Below are 16,288 nucleotides of genomic sequence, written 5' to 3'. Positions count from 1 at the left end.
CGGTGATGCGAAATCATCATATAATTTACTGGCACAGTATCTGCGAGAGAGAATTATATCATTGGTCACGGTATATAAACCAGTCAACGACAACTGACGCGCTTTCAGGCGAAATCGACCAGCAAGAAGAGAGGTTTAAGATGAAAACACGACGTGAGTTTCTGACTATGGTGGCAGGGCTGGGAGTGGTACTCAAATTCAGTGCACCGGCTTTTGCGGCAAGTGCCAATAAAACCAGCGCCAAACAATCGCCAACTGTGGTCGATGGGACGGCGATTACTCAGGTTTATGGTGACGGTGTCCGGCTTACCGGCGTCGCGGTGCAATACAATCAGCCGGTTGATGGTAAAGCGCTTAAGCCAACGGATTTCACGGTTGAAAGCCGTACTATTACCGCTGTATTTACCAGCCATTCAGCAGATCCGGCAGACAAAGCGCCAACGGGAGAATATGTCATCATCACGCTATCGCCGGAAGATAAAAACGCCGCTTTAGCTGAAAAATTGCCACAACCCAAAAAAGATAAAAGTGCGAGTCCTGGGCAAGGTGGGCAAGGTGGGCCAGGTAAAGCAGGGGACATACCGGTTTATGACACGATTTATCCGGCGGCGACTGCATCATTTAGCCAACAGTCTGAACTTCATACTGTTTCCGGTCAGGCTATTGTGCCGGAACAAAAAGCGCTGACGACTGATAAGGTGAAAAACCTGATTGTAGATGATTTTAAACAACTGGAATACCGCGATCCAAAAACAGGGAAAACACTGAAATATAATTTATATATTCCAAAGGGTTACAACAAAGAACACGCATGGCCACTGGTGCTGTTTATGCACGATGCCGGGGCAACCAGTGATGTCACCCAGACCACATTGTTTCAGGGGTTAGGGGCTATCTCTTGGGCATCGCCAGCAGATCAAGCCCAGCGCCCCTGTTTTATTCTGGCACCGCAGTATGCTGAAATCATTGCCGACGATAATTCGCAGACGTCAGATATGCTGGATACCACCGTCGATCTGATTAATGCCCTGTGTCAGCAGTATAATATTGATCGCAATCGTCTTTATGTGACCGGGCAATCCGGCGGCTGCATGATGTCAATTGCTATGAATATCAAGTACCCAGACCTTTTTGCGGCATCATTGTTGGTGGCTGGGCAGTGGGATCCCGCACTGGTCAAGTCGCTGGCAGGCCAGAAACTGTGGATTATTGTTTCCCAGGATGATGACAAGGCCTGGCCGGGTCAAAATGCCATTATTGAGGTGTTGAAAAAAGAGGGCGCAAAAGTTGCCGAGGCCGTCTGGGATGGAACCTGGGATGCGGAACAGTTTCGTCGTGCATTCGAAAAAATTGATGCTGAAAATGCCTCGATTAACTATGTTACTTTTCGCACAGGAACCGTGGTACCCGCAGACGAATCGATGGCCGGGGCTTCCGGGCATCGAAATACCTGGCGTATTGCCTACAACATCGAACCGGTGCGCGAGTGGATATTCAGACAACACAAGTAAATCAGGCATACCAGGTGTGTCCAATTGCTGACAAAACCCAACGACTCGATCTTGCAAGGTGAGGACAGGGAGAAGAGTAAAGCGTCCGCGCCAGGGATGGCGCGGCTCGAGCCCCCAGGGAAGGGTTTACGGCGTCTTTACGATCTGCCTGTTTTCACCGATACGAGCACTTTGTCATTAACCTCTCGCACTATGTGTGGGTTGTTTTTAAAAACAGAATCAAAAGGGATGTGTGCATGTTAAAGACGTCGTTACTGTTTTTTGTCACTGCATTGGCTGAAATTATTGGCTGTTTCTTGCCTTACTTATGGCTGCGCAAAGGCGCAAGCATCTGGTTATTACTGCCCGCCGCCGCCAGTCTGGCGCTGTTTGTCTGGTTACTAACCTTGCATCCTGCCGCCAGTGGCCGGGTCTATGCGGCTTACGGCGGTGTTTATGTGGCAACGGCGTTAATTTGGCTGAGAGTGGTTGATGGTGTGAAACTCTCGCTATTTGATTGGGTGGGTGCGGGAGTGGCGCTGATCGGGATGTTGATTATTGTCGCGGGCTGGCGCGTTAATTAAGGGGGCAGTTTGGCTATCGAAAATTATTGTACGTTAAGGTGATTATTTGTATTTCATCTTTCCAACCCATTCCAGACAAAAGTCCAGATAAGCCCGTACCAGTGCTGAAGGATATTTCTGACGGGCATAGACAAGGTGTAACGGAATAATTTTTTGGGTTGTCCAGGGGATAAGTTGTATCAACTCACCACTTTCCAGCCAGGGGCGGACTGAAAAATCCAGTAGCTGTGAGGCGCCCATGCCATTCAGGGCATAATGAATTAATACCTGTGTATTATTGGTGGAAAAGAATGGCTCGTATTTAACTTTTTCTGAGCCAGATTCCCATTCAAAAAAACCATGATTCAGATTTTCCCAGGCAGCGATGGGAAGCCGCCCCATTTCAGCCAGAGTCTGTGGTGTGCCGTAACGCGCTAATAATTTGGGACTTGCCACAAACAAGGCTTCCCCTGTCATTATGGGTTTAGCAATCACATCATCAGTATTTAAGTTGCCCATTCTGAGCGCAACATCGATCCCATCCTCAAACAAATCAACGACTCTTTCACTTGAATGACAAAATACTCTTATATCAGGGTAACGTTGCTGAAATTCGAGCAGTAAATCCCACCATAGGGTGAAATTAGGCGGGACAGACAGACGTAATTTGCCCTGTAATTTGTGGACTGAGGTTACCGATCTTTGTGCATCCTCTAGCAGCTCGACACCGAGACGAGCCTGTTCAAAGAACTGTTGTCCTTTATAGGTTGGCTTAACCCCATGCCTTGATCGAACCAAGAGCTGTGCATTTAACGCCTGCTCAAGTTCATTAATCTTACGACTCAACGTTGAGATCGGCATACCCATTTTTTCACTGGCCGCAGAAAAACTGCCGGCATTCACCACCGAGATGAACAATTTCGTTGCGTTGAAATCCATTTTTACTTTCCATATTTGGGCATTAGATGTTTATTTTTGGTTATTAAATTCCATTTTGCAAATGTTAAAATCCTACCTATCTGAACTTTACCAGGATTGAAAAATGCATAACCGCATCACTGAGCTCTTACATATTCGTTATCCACTCATACAGGCACCCTTGTATTTTCTTACCAATGCTGAACTTGTCGCTGCCGTTTCGAACGCTGGCGGCCTGGGCACTCTGGGGCCACACGCGGGGCAAGACAGCCTGCCGGACTCGCGTTTTATGGCTCTGGATCGCATGCGAGAGGAGATTAGAAAAGTAAAAAAACTGACGGATAATCCTTTTGCCGTAACGTTAATAAACGGACCTGATTTGAGCTTCTGGCGACCAACCGCAGAAATGTTTGCAGAAGAAGGCGTGGAAGTGGTACTTATCAATGAAGTGCTGGACCCTGAAATATATGCTTTTTTTAAAAGCAACCGCATAAAAATACTTTACCGTGCCCTGACTCCCACTGTCGCCAATTCGAAAGAAGCTGAGAAATTAGGGGCCGACATCATCATTGCTACAGGTTTTGACGAAGGCGGCACCGTTCCGTCCCGCGTGATTGGTACGTTCAGTATCGTGCCAATGATAGTGGATAGTGTAAAAATCCCGATAATTGCCGCTGGCGGCATATGTGATGTGCGGGGCGTGCGCGCCGCAATGGCGTTGGGGGCGGAAGGGGTATTTGCTGGCAGCCTCTTTTTGACGGCTCTTGAAAACCCCGCAGATGAAAAAGTCAAACGCCTGATTGTAGAATCAAGCGCTGAAGATCTGCTACTTTTCCGTACGCTGCCTGCGTATTACCGCACGTTACCCACCGATCTGAGTCCAAAGCTGGCAGAATTAGAGGCACAGGACACTGATCGCGAAACCATGTTTAAGGCGATGAACGGATACCACTCTTTATGGCAGGCCATGAGGCTTGGCAATTTTGACCAAGGGATAGTGTCCACCGGTACGGGTATTTCAGTCATTAAATCAGTCCGTCCGGCCGCAGAAATCGTTGCCGACCTTATGCAAGACTTTTAAATGTCGCGGGCTGGGGACAATTAAGGGTGGGGCGGTGAACGCCCCAAACCTTGATCTATGACTAAAAGCTATCTATTAACCTTCGCGGTGAATGCTCAAGCCGGCAAAGGATTGGCTGACCGGCATCATTTCCAGCGTATTGATATTGACGCGCGCAGGCAATGTGGCCACCCAATACACCGCTTCGGCAACATCTTCTGGTGTTAATGGATTCGCGCCATCGTAGGTCTTATTCACTTTCTCGCCGTCACCTTTAAAACGCACCGCTGAAAATTCCGTGCCACCCACCATCCCCGGCTCAATATCCGTGACGCGAATATGTGTGCCATGCAAGTCGGCGCGCAGACCCAAACTGAATTGCTTCACAAAGGCTTTGGTTGCACCATATACATTACCGCCAGCGTAAGGCCAGTTAGCAGCAGTAGAACCAATATTAATAATATGGCCGACATCGCGTGCCACCATGGCGGGAAGCAATGCACGCGTCATATTCACCAAACCTTTGGTATTGGTATCAATCATCGTGTCCCAATCTTCAACATTGGCTTTATGAGCCGGTTCCAAGCCTAAAGCTAAACCGGCATTATTCACCAGCACATCGATGTTTTTCAGCTCGGCGGGGAGTTCGTCAATAACATGTTGAATCGCCGCGCGATTACGGACATCTAATGGCACAATATGCAGTTGCTCACCCAGCTCGGTTTTCAATTCGTCCAACCGCTCCTGACGACGCCCAGTGGCAATAACCTGATGACCGTGGCTGATAAATTTGCGAGCGATAGCCTCACCAAACCCGGAAGTCGCGCCTGTGACGAAAACGATCATATTCATTCCTTATCTTTCGTTGCCAAAAATATAATTAACATACTGTTAAGCACGGCTTCAGCTCAACGCCTTGACGGTTTCTTACGCACTTCATCACCGGCATCACGGCTCAGTGTTAATGTATCCACTATCGATAATAATGCGACCACACCAATAACCACAAATGCTATCTGGAAGTTTTCCAACGGGATAACGCCCGCACGATACGGGTGGAACCATTCAGCGACACGCAGCGCCAGTGCGCCGATAGCAATACCCAATCCCATCGCCAACTGCTGAATCATATTGGAAAAGGTATTAGCGCCCCCCATTTTGGGCGCTGGAATTTCAGAATATGCCAAGGTATTGAGTGCGGTAAACTGCATTGAACGCGTTAATCCGCTGATAAACAGCAGCAATATAATCAATATATGAGGTGTTTCTGGGGTGATAAGCGCACAAGCGAAAATAGTGACCGCATTAAGCACACCATTAACCAGCAAGGTAGAGCGGAAACGGAAGCGATATAAGATGGCTGAAGTAAAAGGCTTCATCATCAAGTTACCGGCAAAAACGGCCAAGACCAATAAACCGGCATCAAATGCGCTCATGCCAAACCCAAGCTGAAACAGCAACGGCAGTAAGAAGGGCACGGCACCGATCGCGATGCGGTACAAACTTCCGCTCCAAATGGTGACGCTGTAACTTTTTATGCGCAATGCCCACAGATCAACCAGTGGCGAAATCTGCCGTCTGGCGTGATAAACCGCCAACACACCTAATAGTAAGCTAACGCTGATACACAGCAACGGAACCCAGCGTGATAAAGTTTGGTGATTAAACAGTTCCAACCCAAACATCAGGCTAAAACACGCTGAGCCGGTTAACAAGAAACCCAGCATATCGAAAGGCGTCTCTTTTTGTGGTGGTTCCTGTGGGATAAGCCGCCATGCCAGCCATAATCCGAGGATACCCAGCGGAACATTTAGGATAAAAATCCAATGCCAGGAAGCATAAGTGGTCAGAAAACCGCCTACCGGCGGCCCGAGGATCGGGGCCACCAATCCCGGCCAGGTAATGGTGGCAATGGCTTTAATCAAATCCGCTTTTGCGGTATTACGTAATACAATTAATCGACCCACCGGCACCATCATCGCGCCGCCAAATCCCTGTAAAATTCTGGCGGCGGTGAATGTTGCAAGATCAGAGCTTAAGGCGCACAGCACTGATGCCAAGGTAAAAATAACCATCGCGGCGGTAAAAACATTGCGCGCACCAAAGCGATTGGCAATCCAGCCACTGGCAGGGATAAACACCGTCAGCGTGAGAATATAAGCAGAAATACCAATATTCATATCAATGGGATGCACCGCAAATGCCGAGGCCATCTGCGGCATGGCGGTAACAATCACCGTCCCATCCAGATTTTCCATAAAGAAAGCGCCGGCGACCAATAAGGGCAGAGCAGGGCCAGGCACTTTTGACGGGGTGACAGCGTTAGATTGGCTCATGCCACAAGCCGGAATAGCGATGGATAACTCACTGATCTGGCGTAAAACAGACGTGCTGATTTAAACAATGAAATCACGTTTCAAATCCGGACTATATACTGACATATTTCGAGCATACCGGATTCAAACAGGATTAAAAAGGGGGATTTATTACGTCACGTAGCGCTTGCGGTACTGGAAGACAAAGCTGGCTGTGAATAGACCAGCCAGCTTTAACGTTAATATTTGAATCATCGTGACTACTTTTTCTTATACACATCAGCCGTGGCGTGAATCTTATTATCTGTGTTTGCTGAGGTAATGACATAATAATCGCCGCCCAATTCATCAGCCTTTTTGGATAACTCAGCTTTAGCATCCATGGTGGCTAACTCATTGGCAGTCACGATATTGCCAATTTTTTCATACTGCTGCGGGTTATTATTAAGCTCCTCCTTGGTTAGCAGTTCGGCGGATATAACAGCGGAAGAGAATGTACCCAGAACAACCAACATTGCCATTGTTTTCAATATTTTCATAATATTCCTCTGCAAAGATAATGAACAACATGTGAAACCATACTAAGTATTGTTCTCATGTCCTGTTTTATCCAGTCGAACTGATATTCTTTCGAATAGTTGTACATTCCTGATGGTGTTTGGGACAGATGTTAGCCAGATAAACCAGACCTAATTCAGCAACCAACTCCCTGGATTCTGCCTATTCTTATCTTGGTGCGCATAATGTATATTATGTTAAATTGCATTTATGATATAGCAAACCCTATCCCGCATCACTACCAATAGTTAAAACGGCCCATTAAAGTCCCTCCCCTTATTTCAACCGGTGACGCTACGTGAAATCTGTAGCACTGGCAGTATGATTGTCCGTCAGATTTCACCAAACGACAGGCACAAAAAAGCCCGCACTTATGCGGGCCTATCATTCGGTAAGTTCTCGTAACTGTTTCACTATCTGTTCAATACCGATTTTCCCTTGTGCGGCTTCGACGGTTAATTCTTCCAGTTGATGACTTGCACGTAAGTCTACGCCATTGATACCAAGAAATAACGCCATGCTTTGAAATGCAGTGCGCTTGTTCCCATCAAGAAAAATGTGACCCCGACCAATTGCAATTAAATAGATAGCCGCCAACTGATACACATCATTCACGCTATCATAATGATGTGCGTTTAATACACGACTTGCTATAGCCTCAATCTTACTATTATCTGGCCTGCCGTTAGGGATAATCTCGGCGTTAAACTCTGCGATATCATTCGCCGTTAAAAATATCATCTATCCGCAAGCGCTTTGATGGTTTCAGCGTGCTTAAATTGAATATGCGCCTTTACCTTTGCTTTCATCAGCTCTTCATAATCAGCTTTGCTGATAATATAGACCTCACTCTGCCCACGGCGCGTGACTTCTACTGGCTGCTTCTGAGCTTCTAATAATACCTTGGCTAAATTATTTCTAGCTGCTGTATAACTGATACTAGTCATCTTAACCACCTGTACATGTACATATCTCGTAACGTTGTACCATACTCAACAGGTAAAAAAAAGTCCGCTGCGTGCGGGTTGATATTTATGCATTGTGATACACGGATACTTTTTATCCTGCAATGCTGGCTTTTACCTTGGACACATTATCAAGCTGCCTAATCGCTGGAGTAAAACTGGCTGCGATGGTTGCTATTACTACAGCAACAGCGGCGGCCAACAAAACCGTTGAATTACCGTAATGCATAGCCAGCGGCCCTGCTGCCAGTTCTCCCACCGGGATCGCCACAAATGACCCCATCGCATCATAGGCATAAACGCGCGCGAGTTTATCGGCGGGAATATGCGTTTGTAGCGAATTGGCCCAAACTACGCCGAATTGTCCAAAACCCAGCCCTGCAACAAAAAATCCCCCCATCAAGATGAATGTCGAGGAAACCAGACTAAGAAGAAGGATTGGCACAGCGCAAAGTGAAACCAAGATGACACCAATAAAGAGGTCGCGCCGTGGACGCCAGCGCAGAGCAATAAATGATCCTACAATCAAACCCACGCTTTGTGCGGCAACGATAACGCCCCAACCTGCCCTGCCAAATGAAGTATCGGCAATGATCGGGCCAAGGATCATCACTACACCACTGAAAGCCGCATTGATAATAGTGAACTGGGCGACGATAGCCCAAACCCATGAACGTGCAATGAACTCTTTCCAACCATCACGCAGATCTTGCAAGATGTTGGTGTTCGATGCCAGAGACAAGGTTGAATTAACACGAATGAAGAAATATAGCGGTGCGGCGGCGGCAAATCCCAAAGCATCAACCGCCAGGCCCCATCCCGGCCCGATAGTGCTGGTCAGAATGCCGCCCAATGAAGCGCCAATTATCGTGCCGGCATAGATACCCACTTGAATAAAAGCGTTCGCCGCCCTGAGGTGAAATGCAGGGACCGTTTGTGGAACCATAGCCGAAGAGGCGGGTAATGCGATGCCCGCCGCCGCGCCATTAATCGTTCCCAGTACAGCTAATCCTATGATGGTTGCGCTGCCATCCAGTACCAACCAGGCAACCACCGCCTGAGATAAGGCCGCAATGGTAGAGGAAGATAACAACACAAGACTTCGGGAATAGCGATCCGCCAGTACTCCACCAATCAATAAGAAAGCCACATTGAAAATAGATCGCGCTGCAACAACTAAACCTAAATCGGTGGCGGAGCCGCCAATATCCAAGACAGCAAAAGCCAATGCAATAGGGGCAATGCCATTACCTAATACCGTGAGCAGTCGGGCAAAAAATAAGTTCCTAAAGGGGGCGTAATGAAACAGATGTCGGGAAGATGGGTCCGCGCTACTACACTCTTTTCGATTATTCATCTTGGCAACTTTTAGCCATTGTATAATTTTAGTTAACTCAATGCTGGATCTTACTTTTTTTAAAACGCTATTTCAATATTTCCGCAAATCTGGCTTTGTCACCACGCCATTGAATGTGATTTATCGCACAGGCCCACTCAACTATCTGAGCATCCAGACCAAATCACGCCTCATTCATCTGGAACAATGTGGAGCCGTTGTTTAGTATGTAGCTATTCTGTCTAGGCGATCAGCAAATCCTATATTTATGAAAAAACTCATTAAACGGCTGGAGATCATCAAAAGCGCTATTGAGCTTGAAGATGACGACATTATTCGTAACCAACTCCCTTATCTAAAAGGTGAGACTCAGGATGCCGTACTGGTTTTTATCGTCAGCGCGCTGGAACAGGGAAAATTCACTCAAGCTCTGGAGGCTATTGCCGCATGGTTGAGTAGCAAGCACGGGGTGACGCAGTGGCAAGATGTTGAATTGGCGGCTTGCAAACTCGAACTAAAAGCCCTGGAGGAGCAGCTAAGCGAGTTAATTGATAAACGTAATGAGCGTATTCAGTTACTGGATGATTTCAACGATCTCTATCTGGTGCGTCTCGGCCCATTGACCAAGCAAATCCTTAATCTGCGCAAGCAGTTGGCGGAAAGCGTCTTGCGTAAAGCGGAGGCAGAAGCCCGTCGCCGAGAACGCGATTATCGCAACTGTCAGCAATACATATCTCAGGCGATAGATGAACTTGCTGCATTAAAACTACGTTGGCTGGCGCTCCCTTCTGTTTCCAGCGAATCTATTGAGATAAGAAACCGAATTCAGCAACAGGCTGAATTAATTAGCGCATTACTGGCTGAAATTAAAGAGTTGGAAAACACCTTTTGTACCCGCAATACCGAATCAACGCGCAAGGCACGCGAAGACGCTAAAGAGAAATATGAAAGTTATCAAGAAAAACAAACGGATGCCGAGCAGCGACTTGATAATGATAGCAAACACTCTGCTGAGCAACGGCAGGAACTTAACCGCTTGTGGCGGCAAGCCAGCCGGCTCTGCCACCCGGATTTGGTGGCTGATGAGTTAAAAGAAAAAGCTCATCAATTAATGGTTCAGCTCAATCAAGCCCGCCAACGCGGTGACTTCCCCGCTATTCATGCGCTGCTGGAGAGTTTAAAACAAGGGCTGGAGCCATTGATGGCCAGCGATCTTATTGATGATCTTGAGCGGTTGCGGCGTAAAATAGATGAAGTTAGAAAACAAATTGATGCGATATTACATGAACTGAAAACACTGGAAAGTGAAGAGTCATGGCGGTTGGCCACTTCTCTGCCTGACAAAGATAAGTGGTTCAAAGAGCAAGAAAATGTATTATCCAAGACACTTAATATCCTTGAACGGCAAGTCAAAGAAGCATCAAAAGTGCTGTATGAAGCATGATACTCAAGAGTAAAAGCCCGCTCTATACGGGCTTGTCAGGAAGAATTGAGTCAGCTACTGGCTCAATAACTCTTTTACATCCAACAGGATAAACTCATTATCATCCGCCTCATTAGGCTGACGGCTGGAGGAGAATGGGAAATTATTATCGTTACCAACAATGATATGGTTCGCATCTACCACATCAACGTTTTCAATGGTAAAGAATGGGAATGTCAGCACACCATTATTTAGCGGTTTACGTGCCAGGTTCTGTGGATCTTTAATATTGAGCAGATCAATATATGAAACTTTTTCTACTGGTTTGCCGACGTTTTCATCAGAAAAGGCGATTTTGTAGACACGCTTGAACTTGGCTATCTGGCTAAAACACTTATCGGTCGCAGCCCCTGCTGCACAGGCTTTATCCGCTGTCCCTTCACCGTTGTCGCGTTCAATCACTAATCCATGCTTCGCATCAATCATATTGAAATCACCAATGGCATTTTGGTTATCTTCCAGCACATATTGCCAACTGCGCCCTGTCCACGCCTGATTTTTAACATCAAACTCCAACACGCGCAGGTAGCGTTTGCCATCAATATCTTCAAATTTTTCACCATTCCACAGCGCACCTTCTAACATGGGATACAGCTTGCTGCCATCCGCTGACACCGCCATCCCTTCAAATCCTTTTGAGCGCGCCACTTGAAAATTCTGTTTACCATCCGGAGCGCCTGGCAACGTAACTGTTGGATTATCAGGTGATTTTACTACTTTACCATCAACCTGAGTTTCAAATACCGCTAACACTTTTCCGTTCAAATCGGCCTTAATCAGATAAGGACCGAATTCATCACCAATCCATAGTGCATCATCGGCAAACTGGAAGCTTTCGGGGTCAAAATCACTACCGGTCAGATAGCGTTTATCAGTACTTTCATTGGTGATATGGAAAGGTACTTTTTTATCAGGATCGTGCAAGAACAGGGTTTGCAGTGGCGTGACACTGCCATTTTTGAAATCAATATCATAGTGATTGAGATACAGCATGGCGTCCGGTGAGTTAGCTTTGCTACCAAATCCATTGTCGGTCAGCACCCAATAGGTGCCATCGGGCATGTGTTTTATTCCAGAATGGCCTTGCAGTGGCTGGCCGGTGATTGGCAAACCGATTCCTGTTGGGCGATCGGCAGATTTACCGGCGACTGCGCCCAATGTACTTACGCGTTGACTACTGGTGTATTTGCCACTTTGTTGTAAATCAGTCGGCGCATCAGCAGGCGCTGCAACCGTTGATTTCACTGGCAAAACCGCATGCCCGGCCAGTGTTGCTGGCACTTCAACGGCCTGTGCCCACAACGAGGTACTGAACGCGATGCTACTGGCCAGCAATGCCAATCTGAATTTTTTCATCTGCATGTTAAGTTCCCTAATTATTTTTATTGCCCAAAGGTAAAAAGCAACTTCACTATAGGGAGCCGGAATGACAGAAATATTATCCCTGTTATTCTTTATGATTGAGGCATAATCATTATGAGTATTATTAAGTTCGTCTTCATTCTCAAATAAGGTCATTCACGATGAAAGATAACGAATATCAACCACCCAAAGTCTGGACAGAAAACAATGCCAGCGGTGGTGTATGGTCGAAAATCAATCGCCCGACTGCCGGTGCCCGATATGAAGCTGACCTGCCGGTGGGCAAACACCCATTGCAGTTGTATTCCATGGGCACGCCGAATGGTCAGAAGGTCACCATTTTGTTGGAAGAGTTGTTGGCTTTAGGTGAGAAAGGTGCGGAATATGATGCCCATCTGATTCGTATCGGTGAAGGTGATCAGTTCTCAAGTGGTTTTGTTGCCGTCAATCCAAATTCAAAAATTCCGGCCTTGATGGACTATTCAACCACCCCGCCAATCAGGGTTTTTGAGTCTGGTGCTATTCTGCTGTATTTGGCGGATAAATTCGGTCATTTCTTGCCAAAATCCCCTGCTGCCAGAACCGAAGCGCTCAATTGGCTATTCTGGCTGCAAGGTGCGGCCCCTTATTTGGGCGGCGGTTTCGGCCATTTTTATCACTATGCGCCAGTGAAAATTGAATACGCCATCGACAGATTCACCATGGAAGCCAAACGCCAGCTCGATTTGCTCAATACACAGCTCGCAACCCATGAATATATCGCCGGTGATGAGTATTCCATTGCGGATATTGCTATCTGGCCGTGGTACGGCAATCTGGTGCTGGGCTTGCAATATGAAGCGGGTGAATTCCTGGATGTGAAATCCTATACTCACCTGATACGTTGGACCGAAACCATTGGTCAGCGCCCTGCTGTTCAGCGCGGCCGTATCGTCAATAAAACCTGGGGAGCGCCAGAAGAGCAGTTAGCTGAACGCCATGATGCTTCAGATTTTGACCGACTGATAAAGTAATATACATCGCCCTCAAGCCTGATCTCCCAAGTATTGAGGGCGCTTATTTATCCAACTGCGATCTGTTTTTTGGTGCGGTAATAGAGCAGTGTCACCACTGACGCAATCGCGGTCAAAAAGATCAGATAGGCACCATAGGTTGGCAGCATCTGCGCCAGCGTTTGCCCGCGCATGGCAAAGTCACGATAAAATCGATATTGCCACACCAGCGGGAAAGCATAGCTGATGTAGTAAGCCCAGAGCGGCAAAAAACCCACCGCCATCGTCGCTCCGCCGAGAATAAAACCCGGCGGCACCAGAAATGTCATCAAACTGGCCCCTTCTCCCGGATTTTGCGTTGACCACGATAGAATCAATGCCAGCCAACCAAAGGCTAATCCGGTCATAAATATGGTGGGCAGATAGGCAAAATAATTACCCTCAAATCTGAGTTGACCAAAAGTCACCAGCAGCGCACTCACCACAGTAATGCCGGTGGTATAAAAGAAGGCATAAGGCACCATGCGGCACATCAGCGCTAACGGCCCCCGGTTAAACACCGCTTGATCCCAGGCTCCGGTCACTTTCAATCGACCAACCACCATCAGTGTCGCCAGCCCATAAAACAGTGACGAGAAAAAATAGACAAAAGCGATACTGGTTGAGTTAGTGGCGGTATTAGTCGGGTTAAACAGATGGCGGTTTTTAAGCTGCATCGGGCTTAACACCGCCTCTGTTCCCGCGCGCCCCAATCCTAACGCGGCGATGTGCTCTGCGCCAATTTCCGCACCCAGTTCTGGAATATATTCATTCAGATTTTGCAGTACCTCCGCATTTTGTGCCGAGTTGCTATGATCGGCAAAGTAGCCTAGGCGTACTGTTCTGTCACCGGTTTTCAGACTTTTTTCCAGTCCTTTGGGAATATAGAGCACCCCAATATTCCGATCATGTGCAGTCAATATTTCCGGATTCATCGGAGAGCGTAATACTTGTGTGACTTCAATATAGGGCGATGTATTTATCTTTTGAATGAGCGCCGTCGAATAATTAGAAGCATCCAGATCAATCACCGCAATCTTGCCTTCAAATACGGTCGAGTGAGAAAACACCAGTGAGAAAAGTAATGCAATAACCGCCGCAACCACAATAGCGACTTTGTGGTAAGGGATAACATGACCGGACATCATGGCACCGACTTCATCCAGCATAGACTTAACGATGTTCTGCATCATCTACCTCAAGTGTCATCCCGCTCAGTAACTGTGGTTTATCTTCGGTATAGATACGTACTTGATAAGAGGTTAAATCCGCCTGGCCCCGTTCCCGCGTCATGCGCAGATCAGCGAACGAGGGTGCTGCGCTGGCAAATCGCACCACGCCACTAACCTGACTATCAAGCGCCGGAACCTGTGCGGTGACGGTGGTTCCGGGCTGATAGGCGGTAACCATATTTTCATTAACGTAGATATCCACGTATTTGCGATCGGTTTCTAACAACACCGCCGGTGCGCCTGCCGGGATCATTTCACCGGATTGATAAAGGAGTTTTAAAACTTTACCTCTCTCAGGTGCCGTCAGTGTCAGCCGTTGACGATTGACTTCAAGTTGCCTGAGTTCTGCATGAGATTGATCTAATTGAGCCAGCAACTGATCGAGAATGTTTTGGCGGTTTTTGATAGATTCGCGTGAGTTGGCAATTGACTGTAGCGTCATGCCCTGCGCACTCTCTTTTTCTGACAGATTTTTCATTTGTGCTGGTGTCGTGCCAATCATCGCTGAAGCCAATTGGCGCTCGGCTTGTATCACTGCAGCATGGGTTGTGGTTAAACTGCTGTTAGCATTATCCAGCATCGATTGCGAAACACTGCCGCTAGTATGCAACTTGGCAATGCGATTAAAATCCGTGCGCGCCAGATTTTCACTGGCACGGGCCGCGCTCAATGTCGCCTGAATTTCTTCAATTTTACGCCAGGATGAAACCTCGGTTAATGTGGTTTCATTGCTGGCGATACGAATAGCCGACTCCTCCTGACGAATCAATGCTTCCTGAGAACGAATAACTGCCTTAAGACGCTCAATGGCAATGTCGGTATCGACTCCATCCAGCACCATCAGGACGTCCCCCTTTTTCACCTGCTGAGATTCCTGAACCTGACGGCTGATGAGTTTTCCGCCTACATTTTCAAATGCAATATTGATTTCATCAGCCGTTAATACCCCTGATTTGATACTTTTCGCCACCGAGACGGCATCATTTCTTGAGCCGAAATAGATGAGACTGGATCCCACAAGCAGTAGTCCCAAAAAGATCACTGCTGTTTTTACCATAGGTTTGAATGCGTTATTTTGTGGTGAATTCAATTTATTTAGCCGACTAAGTATGTGGTTAAAAAAAAGGTTTATGCCTATAAACCTAAAGGTCAATGACAAAGCTGTTGATAGCACGGTGAATGAAGGGTTTACCGCACCTCGGGGCACTCCGGTGGCTTACGCCCTTGTATTTGAAACAAAGAGAGACCCCAACGGCACTATTCCCCTTCAGTTAACTTTGTCATCAGTCTGAAGGCTTACATCTTAAGCCCGGATAGTTATGGTTTTTTACGTAACAATTTTTGCAGCATAAGAATCAGAGACTCGCGCTCCTGGTCATTCAGAACGTCGGCAAAAGAGTTAATAGCATTTAAGTGACCGGGTAACGCCTGTTTAATTACTCGGCGGCCAGCGGGGCTTAAGGCGATCAAGCGGGAGCGACCATCGGCATGGGTTCGCGTCATGGTGATTAAAGGTTCGGCGGCTGACAGCATCCGCTTGACCATCACCGAAACGGTGGCGGGAGCAACCCCAATCCGCGACGCCAGTTCACTGGCGGCAGTCTCACCTTCACCATAAAGTGACATCAATAAAATGAATTTACCTTCAGAAATGTCATAGTCTTGCGCCAGCCGATCATAAATATTTGAACGTATTAAATCGGCTGTGGTGATCAGATTGAGGACTAAATCTACACCAGAAACATCGGTTCCGAGGTTCTCTTGCTGCTGCACGCGGGCCATAGCTTCACGGGTCGGCAGGACTCTTGCATTATAATTCATCGGGTTCGCATCATTTTATTTAGCCGGCTAAATTATAACGAACCCGCCAAAAAATACAATCGAGAAAATATGTTCCGATTTCGGCATCAGCTCATTCAATTTTTACCCTCTCTTCTGCCCTAGCCAGCAGATCGCTGATAAACGTTTAGCGGGA

General features: G+C 47.2%; 16 protein-coding genes. 5 read left to right on the top strand and 11 right to left on the bottom strand.

What is annotated here, in order from left to right; genetic code table 11:
* Nucleotides 1–140: 140 nt before the first annotated feature.
* Complete coding sequence (locus HU019_RS12760) at nucleotides 141–1,511, top strand: carboxylesterase family protein (protein ID WP_174847629.1); 1,371 nt, start codon at nucleotides 141–143, stop codon at nucleotides 1,509–1,511.
* Between the two features lie 236 nt (nucleotides 1,512–1,747).
* On the top strand, nucleotides 1,748–2,074 hold the full coding sequence (locus tag HU019_RS12755; RefSeq protein ID WP_174847630.1) for a YnfA family protein: 327 nt from the start codon (nucleotides 1,748–1,750) through the stop codon (nucleotides 2,072–2,074).
* Between the two features lie 42 nt (nucleotides 2,075–2,116).
* Here the strand turns inward: HU019_RS12755 and HU019_RS12750 are convergent, their stop codons facing one another.
* On the bottom strand, nucleotides 2,117–2,992 hold the full coding sequence (locus HU019_RS12750) for a LysR family transcriptional regulator (RefSeq protein WP_174847631.1): 876 nt from the start codon (nucleotides 2,990–2,992) through the stop codon (nucleotides 2,117–2,119).
* Between the two features lie 103 nt (nucleotides 2,993–3,095).
* Between HU019_RS12750 and HU019_RS12745 the strand changes: the two genes are divergently transcribed.
* Nucleotides 3,096–4,052, top strand: coding sequence for an NAD(P)H-dependent flavin oxidoreductase (locus HU019_RS12745; RefSeq protein ID WP_174847632.1), 957 nt, complete (start codon nucleotides 3,096–3,098; stop codon nucleotides 4,050–4,052).
* 75 nt (nucleotides 4,053–4,127) lie between these two features.
* On the opposite strand, the gene ydfG is transcribed toward HU019_RS12745, so the two are convergent.
* The 6 genes from ydfG to HU019_RS12715 form a co-directional block, all read right to left on the bottom strand.
* Entirely contained in the window at nucleotides 4,128–4,877 is a 750-nt protein-coding gene (gene ydfG, locus HU019_RS12740) for a bifunctional NADP-dependent 3-hydroxy acid dehydrogenase/3-hydroxypropionate dehydrogenase YdfG (RefSeq protein ID WP_174847633.1), read from the bottom strand.
* A 62-nt stretch (nucleotides 4,878–4,939) separates the two neighbouring features.
* Nucleotides 4,940–6,367, bottom strand: coding sequence for an MFS transporter (locus tag HU019_RS12735; RefSeq protein ID WP_174847634.1), 1,428 nt, complete (start codon nucleotides 6,365–6,367; stop codon nucleotides 4,940–4,942).
* A gap of 239 nt (nucleotides 6,368–6,606) precedes the next feature.
* Entirely contained in the window at nucleotides 6,607–6,885 is a 279-nt protein-coding gene (gene yahO, locus HU019_RS12730) for a DUF1471 family periplasmic protein YahO (protein WP_005169775.1), read from the bottom strand.
* Nucleotides 6,886–7,288: 403 nt separating this feature from the next.
* Nucleotides 7,289–7,645: a type II toxin-antitoxin system death-on-curing family toxin gene (locus HU019_RS12725; RefSeq protein ID WP_174847635.1), complete on the bottom strand. Its 357-nt coding sequence runs from the start codon at nucleotides 7,643–7,645 to the stop codon at nucleotides 7,289–7,291.
* Nucleotides 7,642–7,851 carry a type II toxin-antitoxin system Phd/YefM family antitoxin gene (locus tag HU019_RS12720; protein WP_174847636.1) on the bottom strand — a complete coding sequence of 70 codons (210 nt, stop codon included), beginning with the start codon at nucleotides 7,849–7,851 and terminating at the stop codon, nucleotides 7,642–7,644. The genes HU019_RS12725 and HU019_RS12720 overlap by 4 nt, the downstream gene beginning before the upstream one ends.
* A gap of 112 nt (nucleotides 7,852–7,963) precedes the next feature.
* Entirely contained in the window at nucleotides 7,964–9,226 is a 1,263-nt protein-coding gene (locus HU019_RS12715; protein WP_174847637.1) for an MFS transporter, read from the bottom strand.
* A gap of 247 nt (nucleotides 9,227–9,473) precedes the next feature.
* On the opposite strand from HU019_RS12715, the gene HU019_RS12710 reads away from it, so the two are divergent.
* Entirely contained in the window at nucleotides 9,474–10,649 is a 1,176-nt protein-coding gene (locus HU019_RS12710) for a DNA repair protein (RefSeq protein WP_174847638.1), read from the top strand.
* A 54-nt stretch (nucleotides 10,650–10,703) separates the two neighbouring features.
* On the opposite strand, the gene HU019_RS12705 is transcribed toward HU019_RS12710, so the two are convergent.
* Entirely contained in the window at nucleotides 10,704–12,050 is a 1,347-nt protein-coding gene (locus tag HU019_RS12705) for an esterase-like activity of phytase family protein (RefSeq protein ID WP_174847639.1), read from the bottom strand.
* 161 nt (nucleotides 12,051–12,211) lie between these two features.
* On the opposite strand from HU019_RS12705, the gene yghU reads away from it, so the two are divergent.
* Nucleotides 12,212–13,063 (top strand): glutathione-dependent disulfide-bond oxidoreductase, encoded by an 852-nt coding sequence (yghU, locus tag HU019_RS12700; protein WP_174847640.1) that lies wholly within the window; start codon nucleotides 12,212–12,214, stop codon nucleotides 13,061–13,063.
* A 47-nt stretch (nucleotides 13,064–13,110) separates the two neighbouring features.
* Here yghU and HU019_RS12695 read toward each other — a convergent pair whose 3' ends face one another.
* The 3 genes from HU019_RS12695 to HU019_RS12685 form a co-directional block, all read right to left on the bottom strand.
* The gene (locus HU019_RS12695) at nucleotides 13,111–14,271 is read right to left on the bottom strand and encodes an ABC transporter permease (RefSeq protein WP_174847741.1); all 1,161 of its coding nucleotides are present in this window, start codon (nucleotides 14,269–14,271) and stop codon (nucleotides 13,111–13,113) included.
* On the bottom strand, nucleotides 14,255–15,283 hold the full coding sequence (locus HU019_RS12690; RefSeq protein ID WP_174847742.1) for an HlyD family secretion protein: 1,029 nt from the start codon (nucleotides 15,281–15,283) through the stop codon (nucleotides 14,255–14,257). The genes HU019_RS12695 and HU019_RS12690 overlap by 17 nt, the downstream gene beginning before the upstream one ends.
* A gap of 347 nt (nucleotides 15,284–15,630) precedes the next feature.
* Nucleotides 15,631–16,134 (bottom strand): MarR family winged helix-turn-helix transcriptional regulator, encoded by a 504-nt coding sequence (locus HU019_RS12685; RefSeq protein ID WP_174847641.1) that lies wholly within the window; start codon nucleotides 16,132–16,134, stop codon nucleotides 15,631–15,633.
* Nucleotides 16,135–16,288 lie beyond the last annotated feature (154 nt).

The organism is Yersinia artesiana (assembly GCF_902726545.1).
Taxonomy (GTDB): domain Bacteria; phylum Pseudomonadota; class Gammaproteobacteria; order Enterobacterales; family Enterobacteriaceae; genus Yersinia; species Yersinia artesiana.
Note: the sequence above shows the minus strand (reverse complement) of the source record. Positions and strands in the feature narration are given on the sequence as shown.